General features: G+C 65.7%; 18 protein-coding genes. 5 read left to right on the top strand and 13 right to left on the bottom strand.

Translation table 11 applies throughout. The features are described from left to right. The first annotated feature begins 12 nt into the window (after positions 1–12). The 3 genes from fliD to VGT77_RS07630 all read left to right on the top strand — a co-directional run bounded on the left by fliD (position 13) and on the right by VGT77_RS07630 (position 2327). A complete protein-coding gene (fliD, locus tag VGT77_RS07640) occupies positions 13–1425 on the top strand; it encodes a flagellar filament capping protein FliD (RefSeq protein ID WP_327461187.1) in 1413 nt (470 codons plus the stop codon). After that, a complete protein-coding gene (gene fliS / locus VGT77_RS07635; RefSeq protein WP_327461185.1) occupies positions 1422–1820 on the top strand; it encodes a flagellar protein FliS in 399 nt (132 codons plus the stop codon). The genes fliD and fliS overlap by 4 nt, the downstream gene beginning before the upstream one ends. Before the next feature lie 105 nt (positions 1821–1925). Further along, positions 1926–2327: a JAB domain-containing protein gene (locus tag VGT77_RS07630; RefSeq protein ID WP_327461183.1), complete on the top strand. Its 402-nt coding sequence runs from the start codon at positions 1926–1928 to the stop codon at positions 2325–2327. Here the strand turns inward: VGT77_RS07630 and VGT77_RS07625 are convergent. The 10 genes from VGT77_RS07625 to VGT77_RS07580 all read right to left on the bottom strand — a co-directional run bounded on the left by VGT77_RS07625 (position 2319) and on the right by VGT77_RS07580 (position 13767). After that, complete coding sequence (locus tag VGT77_RS07625; RefSeq protein ID WP_327461562.1) at positions 2319–3002, bottom strand: class I SAM-dependent methyltransferase; 684 nt, start codon at positions 3000–3002, stop codon at positions 2319–2321. The two genes, VGT77_RS07630 and VGT77_RS07625, sit on opposite strands and share 9 nt — an antisense overlap. A 137-nt stretch (positions 3003–3139) precedes the next feature. Continuing rightward, a complete protein-coding gene (prfB, locus tag VGT77_RS07620; RefSeq protein WP_327461181.1) occupies positions 3140–4267 on the bottom strand; it encodes a peptide chain release factor 2 in 1128 nt (375 codons plus the stop codon). A 103-nt stretch (positions 4268–4370) separates the two neighbouring features. After that, complete coding sequence (locus VGT77_RS07615) at positions 4371–6890, bottom strand: PBP1A family penicillin-binding protein (RefSeq protein ID WP_327461179.1); 2520 nt, start codon at positions 6888–6890, stop codon at positions 4371–4373. A 23-nt stretch (positions 6891–6913) separates the two neighbouring features. Beyond that, positions 6914–7735, bottom strand: coding sequence for an N-acetylmuramoyl-L-alanine amidase (locus tag VGT77_RS07610; RefSeq protein ID WP_327461177.1), 822 nt, complete (start codon positions 7733–7735; stop codon positions 6914–6916). 112 nt (positions 7736–7847) lie between these two features. Further along, positions 7848–8621: an exodeoxyribonuclease III gene (gene xth / locus VGT77_RS07605; RefSeq protein WP_327461175.1), complete on the bottom strand. Its 774-nt coding sequence runs from the start codon at positions 8619–8621 to the stop codon at positions 7848–7850. A gap of 23 nt (positions 8622–8644) precedes the next feature. After that, complete coding sequence (erpA, locus tag VGT77_RS07600) at positions 8645–8971, bottom strand: iron-sulfur cluster insertion protein ErpA (protein WP_327461173.1); 327 nt, start codon at positions 8969–8971, stop codon at positions 8645–8647. A gap of 64 nt (positions 8972–9035) precedes the next feature. Beyond that, the gene (locus VGT77_RS07595) at positions 9036–9719 is read right to left on the bottom strand and encodes a M23 family metallopeptidase (RefSeq protein ID WP_327461171.1); all 684 of its coding nucleotides are present in this window, start codon (positions 9717–9719) and stop codon (positions 9036–9038) included. Positions 9720–9830: 111 nt separating this feature from the next. After that, positions 9831–10619 (bottom strand): ferritin-like domain-containing protein, encoded by a 789-nt coding sequence (locus VGT77_RS07590; protein ID WP_327461169.1) that lies wholly within the window; start codon positions 10617–10619, stop codon positions 9831–9833. Then, positions 10619–11080, bottom strand: coding sequence for a peroxiredoxin (locus tag VGT77_RS07585; protein ID WP_327461560.1), 462 nt, complete (start codon positions 11078–11080; stop codon positions 10619–10621). Before VGT77_RS07585 ends, VGT77_RS07590 begins: the two co-directional genes overlap by 1 nt. Beyond that, a complete protein-coding gene (locus VGT77_RS07580; RefSeq protein ID WP_327461167.1) occupies positions 11080–13767 on the bottom strand; it encodes a glutamine-synthetase adenylyltransferase in 2688 nt (895 codons plus the stop codon). The genes VGT77_RS07585 and VGT77_RS07580 overlap by 1 nt, the downstream gene beginning before the upstream one ends. A gap of 76 nt (positions 13768–13843) precedes the next feature. On the opposite strand from VGT77_RS07580, the gene VGT77_RS07575 reads away from it, so the two are divergent. Next, complete coding sequence (locus VGT77_RS07575) at positions 13844–14020, top strand: hypothetical protein (protein ID WP_327461165.1); 177 nt, start codon at positions 13844–13846, stop codon at positions 14018–14020. A gap of 12 nt (positions 14021–14032) precedes the next feature. On the opposite strand, the gene VGT77_RS07570 is transcribed toward VGT77_RS07575, so the two are convergent. From VGT77_RS07570 to VGT77_RS07560, 3 genes are read right to left on the bottom strand one after another with little or no spacing between them, the layout of a single operon-like run. Continuing rightward, positions 14033–14704, bottom strand: coding sequence for a sigma-70 family RNA polymerase sigma factor (locus VGT77_RS07570; protein ID WP_327461163.1), 672 nt, complete (start codon positions 14702–14704; stop codon positions 14033–14035). A 52-nt stretch (positions 14705–14756) separates the two neighbouring features. After that, positions 14757–14894 carry a hypothetical protein gene (locus VGT77_RS07565; RefSeq protein WP_327461161.1) on the bottom strand — a complete coding sequence of 46 codons (138 nt, stop codon included), beginning with the start codon at positions 14892–14894 and terminating at the stop codon, positions 14757–14759. 59 nt (positions 14895–14953) lie between these two features. Then, complete coding sequence (locus tag VGT77_RS07560; RefSeq protein ID WP_327461159.1) at positions 14954–15754, bottom strand: response regulator; 801 nt, start codon at positions 15752–15754, stop codon at positions 14954–14956. Between the two features lie 227 nt (positions 15755–15981). Between VGT77_RS07560 and VGT77_RS07555 the strand changes: the two genes are divergently transcribed. Next, positions 15982–16149, top strand: a complete 168-nt coding sequence (locus tag VGT77_RS07555; RefSeq protein ID WP_327461157.1) for a NepR family anti-sigma factor — start codon at positions 15982–15984, stop codon at positions 16147–16149. The last annotated feature ends 3 nt before the right edge of the window (positions 16150–16152 follow it).

Genomic DNA, 16152 nt, shown 5'->3' with positions numbered 1-16152 from the left:
CAGGAGAGAGACATGTCCGATTCCATTGCAGTGACGCTGGGCGCCGGCTCCGGCATCGATACCAAGGCGCTCGTCTCCTCGCTGATCGATGCGCAGTTCGCGGCCAAGACCAAGGCGCTGACCGCGCGCAAGGAAACGCTGACGGCGCAGATCTCGGCACTGTCCCAGCTGAAGAGCGGGTTGACCGGCTTCTCCTCGGCACTTTCCAATCTGGTCTCCGGCGGTTCTCTCTCGACGCAGCCGGTCAGCTCGGACACGTCCGTGCTGAACGTGGGCCTGCTGCCGGGCGCCAGCATTTCCGGGCTGTCCGCCAATGTCGAAGTGCGCCAGCTGGCCGCCGCGCAGGTCGTCAACTCGGGCACGGTCGCCGACAAGACGGCGGCGTTCGGCAAGGGCACGCTGACCATCACGCTTGGGGAGATGAGCTACACAGGCGACACGCCCACCGGCTTTACGCCCAAGTCCGGCGCGACCCCGGTGACCGTCACGATCGGCGACGGCCAGAACAGCCTCCAGGGCATTGCCGACGCGATCAACCTGGCAAAGGCCGGCGTCACCGCCTCGGTGCTGACCGACGCGACGGGCTCCCGGCTCGTCGTCAAGGGCGCTACCGGTGCCGAACAGGCCTTCACCATCGACGTAGCGGAAGATGCGTCCGCGCCGGGCCTGTCCGCCCTCGCCTTCAACACCAGCACGCAAGTGATGGGGCTCACGCGCAAGTCGGTCGATGCCTTGATCGCCCTCGACGGCGTGGAAGTGCGCCGCCCCGGCAACAGCGTCAGCGACCTGTTGACCGGCGTGAAGCTGGATCTGGTCAAAGCGGTCCCCGGCCAGACGATTACCATCGGCACCTCGGCGCCCACGTCCGCCCTGTCGCAAGCCGTCGCCGATATCGTCGAGACCTATAATCAGCTGATCACCATCGCGAAGACGGAGACCAGCTCCACCGACGGCGTGCTGCGCAATGACAGCGGCGCGCGGGAGCTCATGCGCCAGCTGGGCGCGCTCACCAATCGCGATCTGAACCCCAGTGCCGCTGACGGGGAACCGAGCACGCTCGGCGAGCTCGGCGTCCGCACCAATCGCGACGGCACGCTGACGCTCAACACCGCTGCGCTGCAGTCGGCACTTTCGAAGAATGGCCCGTCCGTCGAAAAAATCCTGACGGTCGGCCTCGGCTCCGCCCTGCGGCAGATCTCGATCGCGCTGACGGCGCCGACCGGGCCCCTCACCGCCAGCCAAAGCGGCTATACCCGCCTGCAGAGCGCACTCGCCAGGGAAGCGGAGAAGATCGAGCTGGACACGGCGACGCTGCGCGAGCGGCTGACGCGCCAGTTCGCCGGTATGGACGCACGCGTCTCCGCCTATAAGGCGACGCAGAGCTTCCTCGACCAGCAGATCAAGAGCTGGACGCGCAGCGCATGAGCTATGCCTCCCGCCTGACACGCGACCCACGTGAGACCTATCGCTCGGTCGACGTGGCGAGCCGCACCGGCGGCGCCAACCCGCACCAGCTGATCACCATCCTCTACGAGGATCTGTTGCGGGAGCTGCGGTTGGGCGCCCTGGCGGCGGAGCGGGGCGATCACCCGGACAAGAATGCTCGCCTGACCAAAGCCGTGGCACTGCTCTATGCGCTGGAGGCGGGGCTCGATTTCGACAAGGGCGGATCGGTGGCTGAGGCGCTGTCCCGCTTCTATCGCGGCTGCCGCGACGCGGTGATGCGCGCCAGCATCGACAGCAATGCGGCGCTGGTCCGCGATGTCATCGCTAATGTCGGCGAGATCGCGGAGAGCTGGAAGGCGATAGGCGGTCGCTGACAACCACGCAGTTTTCTCCAAAGCGGAGGAGACTGGCGCCAATTCTCTCCGTTTTGGATGTTAGCGTTCTTCTGAATGGAGCCATTCTGGCCCTAGCGAGCGGCCATGCAGGACGCGGGCGGCCGTCAAGGTGGCATCATCGACAGCCTGGCAGCTGCAAAAGCGCTGCTTCAGCCGCTGTTCGAAGGCGCACGCACGGAGCGTCTTTATGTGGCTCATCTCGGCAGCGACGGTGCGCTGATCCGCCTGCGCGTGCGCTACGCCAAGATGGACAAGCATATCGACTTTCCGTTGCGCACGATCGTCGCCGACGCCTTGGCTTATGGAAGCACAAGTCTGATCCTGGCGCATAATCACCCAAGCGTAGACGCGACTCCGAGCCGAACGGATATCGACGCAACGCGTAGCCTGATCCAGGCAACCCGCGTGTTAGGAGTGACCGTTCGCGATCATCTGGTCTTCGGCGGCGAAGCCTTCAGTTCTTTTCGCCAGCGCGGCTTATTGTGAGCGGCAGGACTTGATGGCGCCGGGCTCGGGCCGCTCGCCCCGCGCCTCGAAAGCGGCGAAATAGCCGCCCGCCTGGGGCATGCGCTCGAATCGCACCTGCGTATAGCCGACAGCCGCGAACTCGCAGCGAAGCAGCGTCGGCGGCGTGCCATGGTTCTGCGTCGGCCGGTCGGCATCGACAACGATCACCTGCCCGCCCGGCTTCAGGGCCGGCCGCAAGTGCCAGAGGAAGGCGTAGGGTTCGCCGATCTCGTGATACATATGAACCATGAGCACGCGGTCGAAGCTGTTTTCGGGCAGCTTCGGATCGGCCGGCTCACCGAGCTTCACGGAGACATTGTCGAGCCGCTCGCGATTGACGCGTTCGGCGAGCGCATCCCGCACTTCGGGCACGATGTCCTGCGCCAGCACGCGGCCGTCACGCCCCACCCGCTCTGCAAGCCGGATCGTGTAATAGCCTTCGCCTGCCCCGATATCCGCCACGGTCATGCCTGGCACGATGCCGGCGCGGTTCATCACTTCGTCGGCCTCGCGCAGCCGGTCGCGTGCTTCTTCGGTCGACCAGCGGCTTGAGACGATCTTGGCGACCGGGCGATCGGCTTTGGGAAAGGTGCCCGTCCGCTCTCGGGCCACGGCCGCGCCCTGCTCCGCCGGCGCCTGACAGGCGGTGAGCAGAACACACAAAGCAGCCGTTCGCTTTGAGCGAAGTCGAGAAGCGTATCTCGACTTCCTGGCTTTGGCAGGAAGTTTATCCTGAGCGCCTGCCTTGGCAGGCGGTCGAAGGGCTCGATACGAACGGAACTGGTTTGTGATCATTCCACGTCCTCGACCTCGACCTTCTCTCCGGTCACCCGCTGGCTTAGCGCAGCGGCCATGAAGGCGTCGAGGTCGCCGTCGAGCACGTCGCCCGGTGCCGTCGATGTCACGCCGGTACGCAAATCCTTCACCAGCTGATAGGGCTGGAGCACATAGGAACGGATCTGGTGACCCCAGCCGATATCGGTCTTGCTCGACGCGGTGGCGTTGGCTTCCGCCTCGCGGCGCTGCAGCTCGCGTTCGAACAGTTTTGCGCGCAACTGGCTATAGGCTTCCGCCTTGTTCTTGTGCTGCGAGCGCTGGCTTTGCGACTGGACGACGATGCCGGTCGGCAAGTGGGTGATGCGCACTGCGGAGTCGGTGGTGTTGATGTGCTGCCCGCCGGCACCTGAAGCGCGGAAGGTGTCGATGCGCAGTTCGCTCTCGTTGATCTCCACTTCGATATCGTCGTCGACGACCGGATAAACCCAGACGCTCGCGAAGCTCGTGTGACGGCGGGCGTTCGAGTCATAAGGGCTGATGCGGACCAGGCGGTGCACGCCGCTTTCCGTCTTCGCATAGCCATAGGCGTTTTCGCCCTTGAGCAGCAAAGTCGCCGACTTGATGCCCGCCTGCTCGCCCGCGTGATAGTCGATCAGCTCGACCTTCATGCCGTGGCGCTCGGCCCAGCGCGTGTACATGCGCTGCAGCATGCCGGCCCAGTCCTGGCTCTCGGTGCCGCCCGCGCCGGCGTTCACTTCGATATAGGTGTCGTTGGCGTCGGCCTCACCGGCGAGCAAAGCCGCGACCTTGTCCTTCTCGGCACGCGCCGCGAGCGCGGCCAGGCTCGCCACGCCTTCGTCCACCAGGGCCTCGTCACCCTCGGCCTCAGCCATTTCCATCAGCTCGACCGTGTCGTCGCGCTCGCGTTCGATCGCCCGCGTCGCCGAAATAGCTTCGTCCAGCCGCCGCCGCTCGCGCATGACCGCCTGCGCCTGCTTCGGATCGTTCCAGAGCGCCTGGTCTTCGACCTTGGCGTTCAGCTCATCGAGCCGCCGTAGCGCGCGGTCCCAATCGAGAAAGCGGCGGAGCAGTGCGAGTGCGTCGTTGATCTGGTCGACATGGGCTTGCGCTTCGGCGCGCATTGGAAATCCTACTCTAATCCGTTCGTGTCGAGCGAAGTCGAGACACGCTGGGGCACACGAACGTTTCTCGACTGCGCTCGAAACGAACGGTTTGCGTGACGGCCTAGTAAATCCCGCCTTCGCGCTCAAGGAAGTCGGCGTCGCCAGCACTGCCTTGGCGGACCTGGCGTTCGCCGCTGGGCACGTCTTTTTCCTTCGGCCGCGCGGCGATCTCGGCGCGGCGAATGGTGCGGCGGGGCTCGCTCTCCGGCTTGAACGCTTCCCAGATCACCGCCGGCTTGGGCTCGTCGAAGCCGGGGAAGACGCCGAACACCTTGCGGCCGGAGCGACGGTCGATCCGGATCATGCGGATGCCGGGGGCGGCGCGGAACGGCACCACCGGCATGTCCTTCATCGCTTCCTTGGCGAACTGCTTGAAGATCGGCGCCGCGAGCGTGCCGCCCTGCGCATAGCCGCCGAGCGAGCGCGGCTGGTCATAGCCCACATAGATGCCGCCGATCAGGTCCGCCGACCCGCCGATGAACCAGACATTCGTCGGGCCGCTGGTGGTACCGGTCTTGCCCATCAGCGGACGGCCAAGCTCACGCAAGGTCGTCGCCGTCCCGCGCTGGACCACGCCTTCCAGAATATGGACCATCTGATAGGCTGTCATCGGGTCCATCAGCTGGCGGGCGCGGATCGGCGGGCGCGGCATCGCCTTGCCGTCCCAATCCTTCGCATTGCAGTTACGCATCAGGCGGCAGCGATTGTCGGTGCGGTAGATGACCTTGCCGTTCCGGTCCTGAACATAGTCGATCAGCGTCGGCTTCAGCTCGCGGCCCAACGCGACCAGCTGCGAGAAGGCGTTGGTCATCTTGAGCGCGGTGGTGTCGCCGGCGCCGAGCGCGATCGACAGATAGCCCGGATATTGGCCAATCCCCATGCGCGCGATCGTGCGGGTCACCGCTTGCATGCCGGTTTGCGAGGCGGCGCGCACGGTCATCAGGTTGCGCGACTGTTCGATCCCCCAGCGCATCGTCTGCGGCCCGGCATTGCCGCCAGAGAAGTTCCGGAAGCATTTCTGGCCGAGCAGCGCCGACTGATAAACGCAGAATGGGCCATCGACGATGATCGAAGCGGGGGTCATGCCGTTGTCGAGGGCGGCCGCATAGACGAACGGCTTGATCGTCGAGCCCGGCTGGCGCAACGCCTGGGTCGCATTGTTGAAAGTGTGGATGCGGCTGTCGAAGCCGCCCTGCATCGCAAGGATACGGCCGGTGTTCGGGTCCTGAACGACAAAGGCGCCGGACACGACCGGAATCGACCGCAGGGACCAGCCATTGCCTTCCTGCTTGACCGCGATTGCGTCACCCGGACGGAGCGCATCGAAGGCACTGCCGCCTTTGCCCGCCACCGGCATGCTCGCGGCATAGGCGGGAAGGGTACCGGTCTGGCCGGAAGGAAAGCCGATGGTCGCCTGATTGCCCGCCTTTTGCAGCACCACGGCAACGCGCCAGTCCTGATAGCCGGCGCCGAGATTGGCGGCGGCCAGGCGCTGCGCCCAATTGCCTGAGATGTCGAGCTTCTTGATCGGTCCATGCCAGCCGCGGCCGCGATCGTAGCGGACCAAGCCGTCGCGCAAGGCGTTCTCCGCCAGCTGCTGCAGGCGCGGGTCGAGCGAGGTGCGCACCCAGAGCCCGCCGGCGTAAAGGCTGTGCGGGCCTTTGTTCGCGTCTTCGCCGAAGCGCTGGATCAGTTCGCGGCGGACATCCTCGAGAAAATAGCCGGCATTGGCTTCGAACTTGGTGCCCTGGCGCGGCACCGTGCCGAGCGGCGCCGCTTGCGCCGCGGCGCGTTCGGCGGCGGTGATGAAGCCGTTATTCTCCATTTCGCCCAGCACCCAGTTCCGGCGGTCGAGCGCGCGCTGAGTCCGGCGTTCCGGATCGTAGTTGGACGGCGCCTTGGGCAGGATGGCCAGATAGGCCATTTCCGGCAGCGTCAGCTGCGCCACATCCTTGTCGAAATAGGCGCGCGACGCTGCCTGCACACCATAGGCGTTTCGGCCGAGAAAAATCTGGTTGAGGTAAAGCTCGAGGATCTCTTCCTTCGAAAGCGCGTCCTCGATCCGGTAGGCGAGGATCGCCTCGCGCACCTTGCGGGTGTAGCTCACCTCGCTGGTCAGCAGCAGGTTCTTGGCCACTTGCTGCGTGATGGTCGACGCGCCGACCGGACGGCCGCTGCGCGTCATGTTCGAGATCAGCGCCGCAAGGATGCCCGGATAATCGACGCCGCCATGGCTGAAGAAGGTCTTGTCCTCGGCCGACAAATAGGCGTGGATCAGCTGCCTGGGATATTCGCCATAGGCGAGCTGGACGCGGCGTTCGCGCGCGAAGCTGTGGATCGGCGAACCGTCGATGGCGCGCACATTGGTCGGCAGCGGCGGCTCATAGGTCCGCAGCTTGTCGACCGAAGGCAGCCCCCGCGCGAAAATCAGCAGAATGAGCAGCCAGCCGAGCAGCGCCAGGCCGACGAGATAGGCAAGCCAGCGCACCCAGCGCAGCTGCCACCACTCGCCCAGTTTCTGCCGCAAGTCGCTCGCCCGCTTCAGCGTGAACCGCGTGCCGGCCGTCTCAGACTGTTCCATCCGGCCCCGGCTCTAGCAAGTTTCTAGCGCTTTGAAACCGGGATCAGCTGCTTCTCGACCGCCTTTGCCACCGCCATGGCGACCCGGGCGCGGCCGTCCGCCGAGCTCAACAGGCTGCGATCATTCTCATTGGTGATATAGCCGGTCTCGAACAGGACGGACGGCACGTCGGGCGCCTTCAGCACCACCAGCGACGCCTTGCGATGATAGTCCTGTCGGAAAGGCAGCACGCCCTTGGCCTGGCCATGCAACAGGCGGACGAACGCTGTTGCCCCCTCCAGCGACTCTCGGCGGGCGAGATCGATCAGGATCGAGGCGACCGCCTCGTCGCGCCCGCTTAAGTTGACGCCGCGCACCACGTCCGCCTTGTTCTCGCGGGCGGCAAGTGCCGCGGCTTCCGCATCGGATGCGGTTTCCGACAGAGTGTAGAGCGTGGCGCCATGCGCCTGATCGTCCTCTCCCGCGGAATCGGCATGAATGGACAGGAACAGGGAAGCCCCCAGCCGTCGCGCCATTTCCGAGCGCTCACCCAGCACCAGATAGCGGTCATCGGCACGCGTGAGCGCCACGCGCACGCGGCCGCTGGCAATCAGCGCATCACGTACCGAGCGTACGAGCGCAAGCGTCAGATCCTTTTCCTGCTCGCCACCGGCCGATTTCGCGCCCGGATCATGGCCGCCATGACCGGCATCGATGACGACCAGGGGAGCGTCTGCCGGTCCGGTTACGCCGGGCAGCGGCGGCGCAGGCAGCGGAGGATCGAGGAGCACCGTCAGCGCGCCGCTGGTCCGTGCCGCCTCGCCGGGGGACCAGACCGCAACGGCGGCCGCGCAGAGCAGCAACATGGCTGCTCCGCTCCACGTCCGTAGCTTCGCCCGTGCCGTCAAATCCGCGTGCGCCCCGAATGTCGTTGCGCTGCTCTTTACCCTAAAATGTTAACCACGTCATGCCGCCATGTCAGTCGCGCAGCACGGCCCAGGTCGGCGCATGGTCGCTGGCCTTTTCGCGGCCGCGATAGCTCTTGTCGACGCCGGCGTCCGCCAGCCGGTCTGCCGCCAGCGGGCTGAGCAGCAGGTGGTCGATGCGGAAGCCTGCGTCGCGCTGCCAGCAGCCCGCCTGATAGTCCCAGAAGGTCCAGAGCTGTGCAACCGGGTGACGCGCCCGCAGGGCATCGGTCCAGCCTTGGTAGAGCAGGCGCCGAAAGGCCTGGCGGCTTTCCGGCTGCATCAGCGCGTCATGCGCCATCGCGCGGACGGAGAATGTGTCGTCATCGGTGGGAATGACATTATAGTCGCCGGCCAGCACCACGGGCCGCTCTTCCGCCGACAGCCCCTCCGCGTGTGTGCGAAGCCGCTCCATCCAGCGCAATTTATAGTCAAACTTCTCGCCGGGCACCGGATTGCCGTTGGGCAGATAGATGGACGCGATGACGACGCCATTCACTTCGGCTTCGAGATAGCGGCTGTGCGCGTCCTCAGGCTCGCCGGCCAGACCACGCGTTCGCTCCACCGGATCGCTGCCGCGGGCGAGCACCGCGACGCCGTTGAACCCCTTCTGCCCGTGCCACACGGCGCCGTAGCCCGCAGCCCTGATCTCCAGCTCCGGGAAGCTGTCGTCGGCGCATTTTAGTTCCTGCAGGCACACGACATCCGGCTTCTGCTCGTCCAGATATTCGAGCAACCGGGGCAGCCGGGCTTTGATGCCGTTCACATTATAGGTGACGATGCGCATGCACCTCACCTAGCGAGGCGCAGTCAGATGGAGAAGCTGGAACCGCAGCCGCAGCCGCTCGCGGCCTGCGGGTTCTGAACCTTGAACGCGGCGCCCGACAAATCCTCGACATAGTCCACTGCCGATCCGCGGACGAGATCGAGGCTGATGCTGTCTACGACGAGCTTAACGCCATCGGTCTCGACCGCCGCGTCGTCCGGCTCGATGCTCTCTGCAAGCCCGAAGCGATACTGGAAGCCGGAGCAGCCGCCGCCCTCCACGGAGAGACGCAGCACCGCCGGCTTGCCTTGCCGGGCGGCGATCGCGGCGACGCGCTTGGCGGCGGATGGGGTTAGCTGGATATCGCTCACAGCAAGCGAGATAGGAGGGAGAGCGGCCGCGGGCAAGCGCGGCCCGCGGCTCCTCTCCCTAACCTTACTCGGTGCCGAGGGTGGGACCGCCCTGGGCGAGCGGCGCGGTCATCGCATTGACGCGCTGCTTCATGTTCGACGCATATTGCGCGGAGTCGAGATATGGGACCGGGTTGACGGCGCGGCCGTCCATCCGCACTTCATAGTGGAGGTGGCTTCCGGTCGAGCGGCCGGTCGAGCCCATCATGCCGATGACCTGCCCCCGCGTGACGCGGGTGCCCGGCGCGACCGTGATCTTCGACAGATGGCCGTAGCGGGTCTGGAGGCCGCGGCCATGCTCAATCTCGACCAGGTTGCCATAAGCGCCGACCCAGCCGGAGCGGCCGACCACGCCATCGGCGGTCGCATAGATCGGGGTGCCGACCGGACCGGGAATATCCACGCCGGCGTGCATCGCCGCAGTGCCGCGGAACGGGTCGGAACGGACGCCGTAAAGGCTGGTGAACTGCAGGTTGGCGACCGGCTTCATCGACGGCACCGACATGCTGCCCTGATCCGATGGCGTGCTCTGGCCGACCTGGTCCATCTTTTTCCAGGACTGGAACAGCGCCTTATATTCGGCATCGCCCGTCTCGGCCGAGGCGGCGACCGAGGTCGCGCCAGCCATGACCGCAAAGGCGAAACGGGCGAAGGAAAAGCGGAACCGGCTTCCATTCACCGCGTTGATTTGGGCTGAGAACAAACTCACGTCCTTCCGGCGACCAGCCTGGTCGGACACTTGCGGTCCGTCCCGGCCTAGATTTCGTGCTGCCTTGCGGGCCCCCCGCTTGGCTTGCCCGACTTGTCTGCAACTCACCGGTTAATGACAACCTACCGAATAGAAGTCGCGGGTCAGACCGGCCCTCGCGCGCGCCGAGTCGTTGAACGGAGGCTTCAACGCCCCCCGAAAATGCCGCGAAATCAGCTCGCGCCATGTTTCGGCAGGCGCCAGACCAGCCGATTCACAGCCGGAGCGGAACCATTTCGTGCCTGCGCCGACATGCTTTTCCTCATCCGCCAGAATGCGGCGGAGGATTCGCGCGGTCGGTTCGTCGCCAACCGCTTGGAATCTCTCGATCGTGGCGGGCGTGATGTCGAGACCCCGCGCTTCGAGCACCATGGGCACGACCGCGAGCCGCGCCAACGCATCATGCGCCGTCTCTCCTGCGGCTTCCCATAGCCCGTCATGCGCCGGCAGGGCGCCGTAGTGGCTGCCGAGCTGACGCAAGCGCCGGTCCAGCAAGGCGAAATGCATCGCTTCGTCGGCGCCGACTTTCATCCAGTCGCCCACGAACTCGGCCGGAAAGCGCGCGCCGAAGCGGCCGAGCAGATCGAACGCCAGATCGATCGCGACGAACTCGATGTGCGCTAGCGCATGGATCATCGCGATCCGGTTCACCTCCGACCCGATCTTGCCACGCTTCGGCATGTGCCGGGGCGCAAGCAGCTCCGGCCGCTCTGGGCGCGCCGGACGGTCCGGAAATTCTACGGAGAAGCGATGTGCCAGACGGCCGATGCGCCAGTCACGCGCAGCGGCCCGCGCCGCGCGCACTTTCGCGTAAGGATCAGCCGATGTGAGAACCGCAAGCGCGGCCTCGGAAACGTCCATCAGAGCGCCCGCGCCGCCTCCAGCACGGCCTTAGCGTGGCCGGGCACCTTTACCTTCCGCCACTCGGCCGCGATCCGCCCGTCCTTGTCGATCAGGAAGGTCGAACGGTCGATGCCCATATATTTGCGGCCGTACATGCTCTTTTCGACCCAGGCCCCGAATGCCTCCAGTAACTTGCCTTCTGCATCGGTAGCGAGGGGCACCTTCAGGCCATATTTCTCGGTAAACGCCTTGTGCTTCTTGGCCGAGTCCTTGGACATGCCGAGCAGGGCGACGCCGGCAGAAGCGAACTCACCGGCCAGTTCGGTGAAATCCTGCGCTTCCTTGGTGCAGCCGGACGTATCGTCCTTTGGATAGAAATAGAGGACCAGCGGCTTGCCGCGCCACGCGGCGAGGCTGGTTTGCTGCCCGTCCGGCCCTTCGAATGCGACGTCCGGCGCCTGATCCCCAACCGTCACCATCACTGACCCTCCCTGCTTCGCGCCACGACCTGCGCCCACTGACCGGCGACGCTCTGCCGCGCCTTCGCATAGCCTTCAAGCAGCGCGTCCCAATCGGCGAAGCCGCAGGCTCTCGCGACCAGGGCCTTTGTCGGTTCCGGGGGATCCTGCGCATCGGGTGCGACAAGGCGGAGGATGACGAGCAGCCGAGTCAGCATGTCGTGCGCGTCGGCAAAGCTCGGCGGCAAGCGGCCGGTGCCGACGAGTGCGGCGATCGCACGCGGCAGGTTCGAATCGAGCCCCTCGCCATGCTCCAGCTGAGCGGCGTGAACGCAGAACTCCAGATCGACCAGCCCGCCCTCGATCAACTTGGCATCCAGCGGACCGGAGGGCGGCTTGTGCTTCGCCATGTCGGTCCGCATCGAGACGATGTCGTTCAGCAAGGTCCTGAGATTGCGCGGCCGGCGCAGCGCTCCGGTGATAATCACCTGCACGTTGGCGCGAGCCTCGGCCGATCCGAAAATAGGGCGCGCCCGGGTCAGCGCCATATGCTCCCAGGTCCACGCGCTGTTGTTCTGATACTCCGTGAAGGAGTGGAGCGTGACCGCAAGCAATCCCTTGGCGCCCGACGGCCGCAGCCGCGTATCGACTTCGTAGAGCGCGCCAGCTGCGGTCGGTACCGTTAGCGCGGCTGTGACCCGCTGACCCAAGCGGTTGAAGTAGCGCGTCGCTTCCAGCGGCTTTGCGCCGTCGGAGCTGCGGTCCAGAGTCCCCGTGAACAGGTATATGAGATCGAGGTCGGAGGCATGGGTCAGCGCCTCTCCGCCGAGGCGCCCCAGCGCGAGAATTACGAACTCGCTGTCCGGAACGTCGCCATGCTGCCGCCGGTGGTCCTCCAAAGTGGCGGCAGCGAGGGTCTGCACCGCAGCCTCTGCCACCCGGGCATAGCCGGCGGCAACGTCGAGCGGATCGCTGGCGCCTTCGATCAGCTGCGCTCCGAGCGCAAACCGCCGCTCCCCCACGGCATGGCGCACATGATCGAGCAGCCGCTCATAGTCGCCGCCCTCGGACGCTGAGAAGGAGCGGACGAGATCCTCGACAGGCGGCGCGGGATCGAAAGCGCTGGCGTCGATCAAGCCGTCGAGCAGGCTTGGGCGCGTGCCTAGAGCAGCGGCAAGCGTCGGCGCGTGCGTTAGAATGTCGGCGAGCAGCCGGAGAAGCGGCGGGCGCGCGGCGAGCAGGCGGAAGAAGTTGATCGCGCTCGGCAGCCGGCCGACAATGTCGTCAAGCCGGTGCAGTGCATTCAGCGGATCGGGCGCCTGGCCGAGCACACCAACGAGGCCCGGCAGCACTTCCTCCAGTGCCTCCCTCGCGGCCGGGCTTTGCAGCGCCCGCACGCCGCCTCCGCGCCACCGCTCGATGACGGCGCGCGCAGGCTCTGCCGGCCTGAAGCCCGCCTGCTCCAACGCACCGCCGAGCGCCTCGCCGACCGGGATGCCGCCGCCGCCGCCATCGTCTAGCGCATCGTAGATGGTGCCGACCTGATCCACATACGGCCGCAACAGCTCGACCAGCTCCGCACCTGAGCCCAGACCATGAAGCGCGGCGACATTGTCGAGGGCAGTGGCGTCCGCCGGAAGCGAATGGGTCTGACGATCGTCGACCATCTGCAGCCGATGCTCGATCGTCCGGTACAGGCGATAGGCCTGGATCAGTTCGTCGGCCTCCTCGCCGATGATCCCTGCGGCCTGCAGACTGGTCAGGGCCGGAGCGGTCGCAGGCAGTCGAAGCGATCGGTCGCGTCCGCCATGGATCAGCTGGTGAATCTGCGTGAAGAACTCGACCTCGCGGATGCCACCGCGCCCGCGCTTCAGGTCATAGCCGGGGCCGAGCGCCGCGCGGCCATGCTGGTCGCGGATGCGGTGGGACATGGCGCGCATCTCCTTGACCGCGCCGAAATCGAGGGAGCGTCGCCAGACAAAGGGGCGGATGGCGTCCAAAAAGCGCTCTCCCAGCCGTCGGTCCCCGGCCGCCGCGCGGGCGCGCACAAAGGCGGCCCGCTCCCAGGCGACCGCACTCGATTCATAATAGCCGATTGCCGCATCGACCGGCAGCGCGATCGGCGTCACCTCGGGCGAAGGCCGTAAGCGCAGGTCGACGCGAAAGGCATAGCCATCGGCGTCACGGGCCTGCAGAAGTTCGATGACGCGCCGGCCATAGCGAACCGCTGCTTCGGCTGGCTCTTCCTTGCCCCGGTGCGGCAGCGTGTCGGGATCGTAGAGAAAGATCGGATCGATATCGGACGAGTAGTTCAACTCTCGCCCGCCATGTTTGCCGAGCCCGATGACGGCAAAGCCGACGATCGGCGCATCCGGAACCCGCTCGAAAATCGCCGTTTCGATCGCGAGATCAAGGCTGCGATCGGCAAGATCGCTGAGGCTTTGCGTCACTTCCTCGAGCGACAGCAATCCGGCCAAGTCGCCGATCGCCAGCACCAAGGCGACCCGTGAGCGGCCCATCCGCAGCCGTCGCGCAGGCGGCAAGTCGGCGCCGGATGGCTCGCATGCAGCCATCGCTCCGGCCAAGTCTCCGGCCGCGAGCAGATCGGCCAAGTCCGGAAATCGTTCGATCTGCGCCCGAAGAAAAGGCGCATGGCGCGCCGCCCGCTCCAAGGACTGCGTCAGCGAGGCTGCCGGCGTGGCGTTCATGCCACAGCCTTTGGCCCGTCATCGTTGCGCGGGCAACATGGTCGCAACTTCACTTATGTAAGGACGTTAGAAGGACATGCGCACCGCCAACCAGAGGGAGCAGGAGATGCAGGAAGGCCAGTTCATTGCCGTCTCGCTGCCGTCGCGCTCGGAAGGCGTGGGGCGTGCGCTGCAGGCGGCGTTCCGCGACGGCTTGCCGCTGCCGGCCGATATGCAGCGCTGTATCCAGCAGCTGGACCGGATCAGGGCCTAGACCTCGCCCGGATCAATGGTCGTGAGGGGCGTTCTCGGCATGTTCGGCATCGCGGCTGAGATCGTCGACCTGGCCCATGATCGTTTCGAGCGCGCCACGAGCGCCATTGCCCGGGCTGTCGCGGCGTGACGGCAGTGCGCCTTCGGTCAGCAGGGCTTCAAGCGCAACGCGGCCGCGCGCGACCCGGCTCTTGATCGTGCCGACGGCGACGCCGCAAATCTCGGCCGCTTCTTCATAGGCGAATCCGCCGGCGCCGACGAGGATGAGCGCCTCGCGCTGCGGCTGCGGCAGATGCATCAGCGCACGCTGCATGTCGGCAAGTTCGACATGACGGTCCTGGCTTGCGGGCGCGGCAAGCAGCCGGTCGGCGGCCAGATCGTCCCACTCGCCCTTGAAGCGCGCGCGACGCATTTGCGAAAGGTAGAGGTTGCGCAGGATGATGAAGGTCCAAGCGCGCATGTTGGTGCCGGCCTGAAAGCGCTTGCGCGCCGCCCAGGCTTTCAGCAGCGTTTCCTGCACCAGATCGTCGGCCGTGTCCCGATTGCCCGAGAGCGAACGGCCAAAGGCGCGGAGATGGGGAATGACAAGCGCGAGCTGCTGACGAAACTCTTCGTCGGACAGCGAGGCGTGCGGCGCGGCTTCCGGTTCGTCCTCGTCAATTCGGCGGGCGTGGGCTTCGGCCATTCAGAACCTTGACTCGAGTAGATGCAAGACGCCCGCAAGCGAGCGGTGAAACTCAGACGAGCAGAATGACGATGTACGCGAGGATCACAAGCGCAAGCGAGATTGCGAGGACGTAGCGGACCACGCCCTGCTTCGATGCACCACGCGCCTCCGTGGCGGTGCGGTGGAGATCGTCTTCGGCCATTTTCATTTCGCCCCTGCTACGGTCATGAGCAGGATAACGCCCGCGACCGAAGCAGGTTCCGGCGTTCAGGCCGGCACCGTCGCGCGATCGAAGAACAAAGCCTGTGCGATCGCCGCCTTGACCGTAGAGCGTTGAAACGGCTTGGTAATCAGGAACGTCGGCTCCGGCCTCTCACCCGTCAGCAGCCGCTCCGGAAAGGCCGTGATGAAGATCACGGGAACCGAGAACTCGGCGAGGATATCCTTCACCGCGTCGATGCCCGAACTGTCGTCGGCGAGCTGGATGTCGGCGAGCACGAGCCCGGGACGCCGGGCCTTGGCTTGCGCGACCGCCTCGTCGCGGGTGACCGCCACCCCGGTGACGTCATGGCCGAGATCTCGCACGATCGTTTCGAGATCCATCGCGATGATCGGCTCGTCCTCGATGATCAGCACCTCGGCGCGCGTCTGCTCCTCGATCTCCGCCAGTGCCTCGGCGACCAGCCGGTCGACCTCATCGGCATCGGCCTCGATCAGATAGCCGGTGTCTTCGGGCGTGAAGCCTTCCATCGCGGTTAGCAGCAGCGCCTGGCGCGGCAGCGGCGTGATGCGGGCCAGCCGCGCCCGCGCCACGGCTTCATTGTCGTTGCCGTCGGTGCTGACCGGATCGTCGTCGTTGGCGACGTTCACCGAGCCCCAGATCGCCTGAAAGGTCTTGTAAAGGCCGAGCCGCGGGTCGACGTCGCGGGGGAATTGGTCCGGCGCCTGCACGATCGCTTCCAGCGCCGCCTTCACATAGGAATCGCCATGTTGCTGACTTCCGGTCAGCGCGCGCGCATAACGGCGCAGGAAAGGGAGGTGAGGGGCCAGTTGTTGACCAAGCGACATATGTATTGGAACTCCCGCTTCGTTGTACCCGTCCATGGAGCGAGCCGAGCGGGCTTGGCAACCCCTCTTCCCCCCTGCAGCGGCCGGTGTGAAAATTATGACGCGGGGGTGGAACAAACGAAACGCTAATTGGTTTCACGACCGGCATCGGGCGGCTATTAGCGCCCGCGCCGTACTTATGGTTGATCAATCCTTGGGCACGCGGCGACGCCGGCTGTTGGGGGGTAATGTTGGGTTCAAACGCCAAGCGCAAGGTTGAGGGTAAGATGACACCGCCAGCCAAGAAGACCGTGCCGGACGGTTCGGTGGGCGATGCACTTCGCTCCGTCTATGAAAAGGCGGTGGAAGAAGACATTCCTCAAGAGATGCTGGACCTGCTCGGCAAGCTCAAATAGTTA

The organism is Sphingomonas sp., assembly GCF_035944535.1.
Lineage (GTDB): Bacteria > Pseudomonadota > Alphaproteobacteria > Sphingomonadales > Sphingomonadaceae > Sphingomonas_B.
This window is presented reverse-complemented; position numbering and strand designations above follow the sequence as displayed.

Bases quoted from the DNA above. Each gene is read 5' to 3' on its own strand.
- fliD (WP_327461187.1), top strand. From the start codon at position 13: ATGTCCGATTCCATTGCAGTGACGCTGGGCGCCGGCTCCGGCATCGAT.
- fliS (WP_327461185.1), top strand. From the start codon at position 1,422: ATGAGCTATGCCTCCCGCCTGACACGCGACCCACGTGAGACCTATCGC.
- VGT77_RS07630 (WP_327461183.1), top strand. From the start codon at position 1,926: ATGCAGGACGCGGGCGGCCGTCAAGGTGGCATCATCGACAGCCTGGCA.
- prfB (WP_327461181.1), bottom strand. From the start codon at position 4,267: ATGCGCGCCGAAGCGCAAGCCCATGTCGACCAGATCAACGACGCACTC.
- VGT77_RS07615 (WP_327461179.1), bottom strand. From the start codon at position 6,890: ATGGAACAGTCTGAGACGGCCGGCACGCGGTTCACGCTGAAGCGGGCG.
- VGT77_RS07610 (WP_327461177.1), bottom strand. From the start codon at position 7,735: ATGTTGCTGCTCTGCGCGGCCGCCGTTGCGGTCTGGTCCCCCGGCGAG.
- xth (WP_327461175.1), bottom strand. From the start codon at position 8,621: ATGCGCATCGTCACCTATAATGTGAACGGCATCAAAGCCCGGCTGCCC.
- VGT77_RS07590 (WP_327461169.1), bottom strand. From the start codon at position 10,619: ATGGACGTTTCCGAGGCCGCGCTTGCGGTTCTCACATCGGCTGATCCT.
- VGT77_RS07585 (WP_327461560.1), bottom strand. From the start codon at position 11,080: ATGGTGACGGTTGGGGATCAGGCGCCGGACGTCGCATTCGAAGGGCCG.
- VGT77_RS07580 (WP_327461167.1), bottom strand. From the start codon at position 13,767: ATGAACGCCACGCCGGCAGCCTCGCTGACGCAGTCCTTGGAGCGGGCG.
- VGT77_RS07575 (WP_327461165.1), top strand. From the start codon at position 13,844: ATGCGCACCGCCAACCAGAGGGAGCAGGAGATGCAGGAAGGCCAGTTC.
- VGT77_RS07570 (WP_327461163.1), bottom strand. From the start codon at position 14,704: ATGGCCGAAGCCCACGCCCGCCGAATTGACGAGGACGAACCGGAAGCC.
- VGT77_RS07565 (WP_327461161.1), bottom strand. From the start codon at position 14,894: ATGAAAATGGCCGAAGACGATCTCCACCGCACCGCCACGGAGGCGCGT.
- VGT77_RS07560 (WP_327461159.1), bottom strand. From the start codon at position 15,754: ATGTCGCTTGGTCAACAACTGGCCCCTCACCTCCCTTTCCTGCGCCGT.
- VGT77_RS07555 (WP_327461157.1), top strand. From the start codon at position 15,982: ATGTTGGGTTCAAACGCCAAGCGCAAGGTTGAGGGTAAGATGACACCG.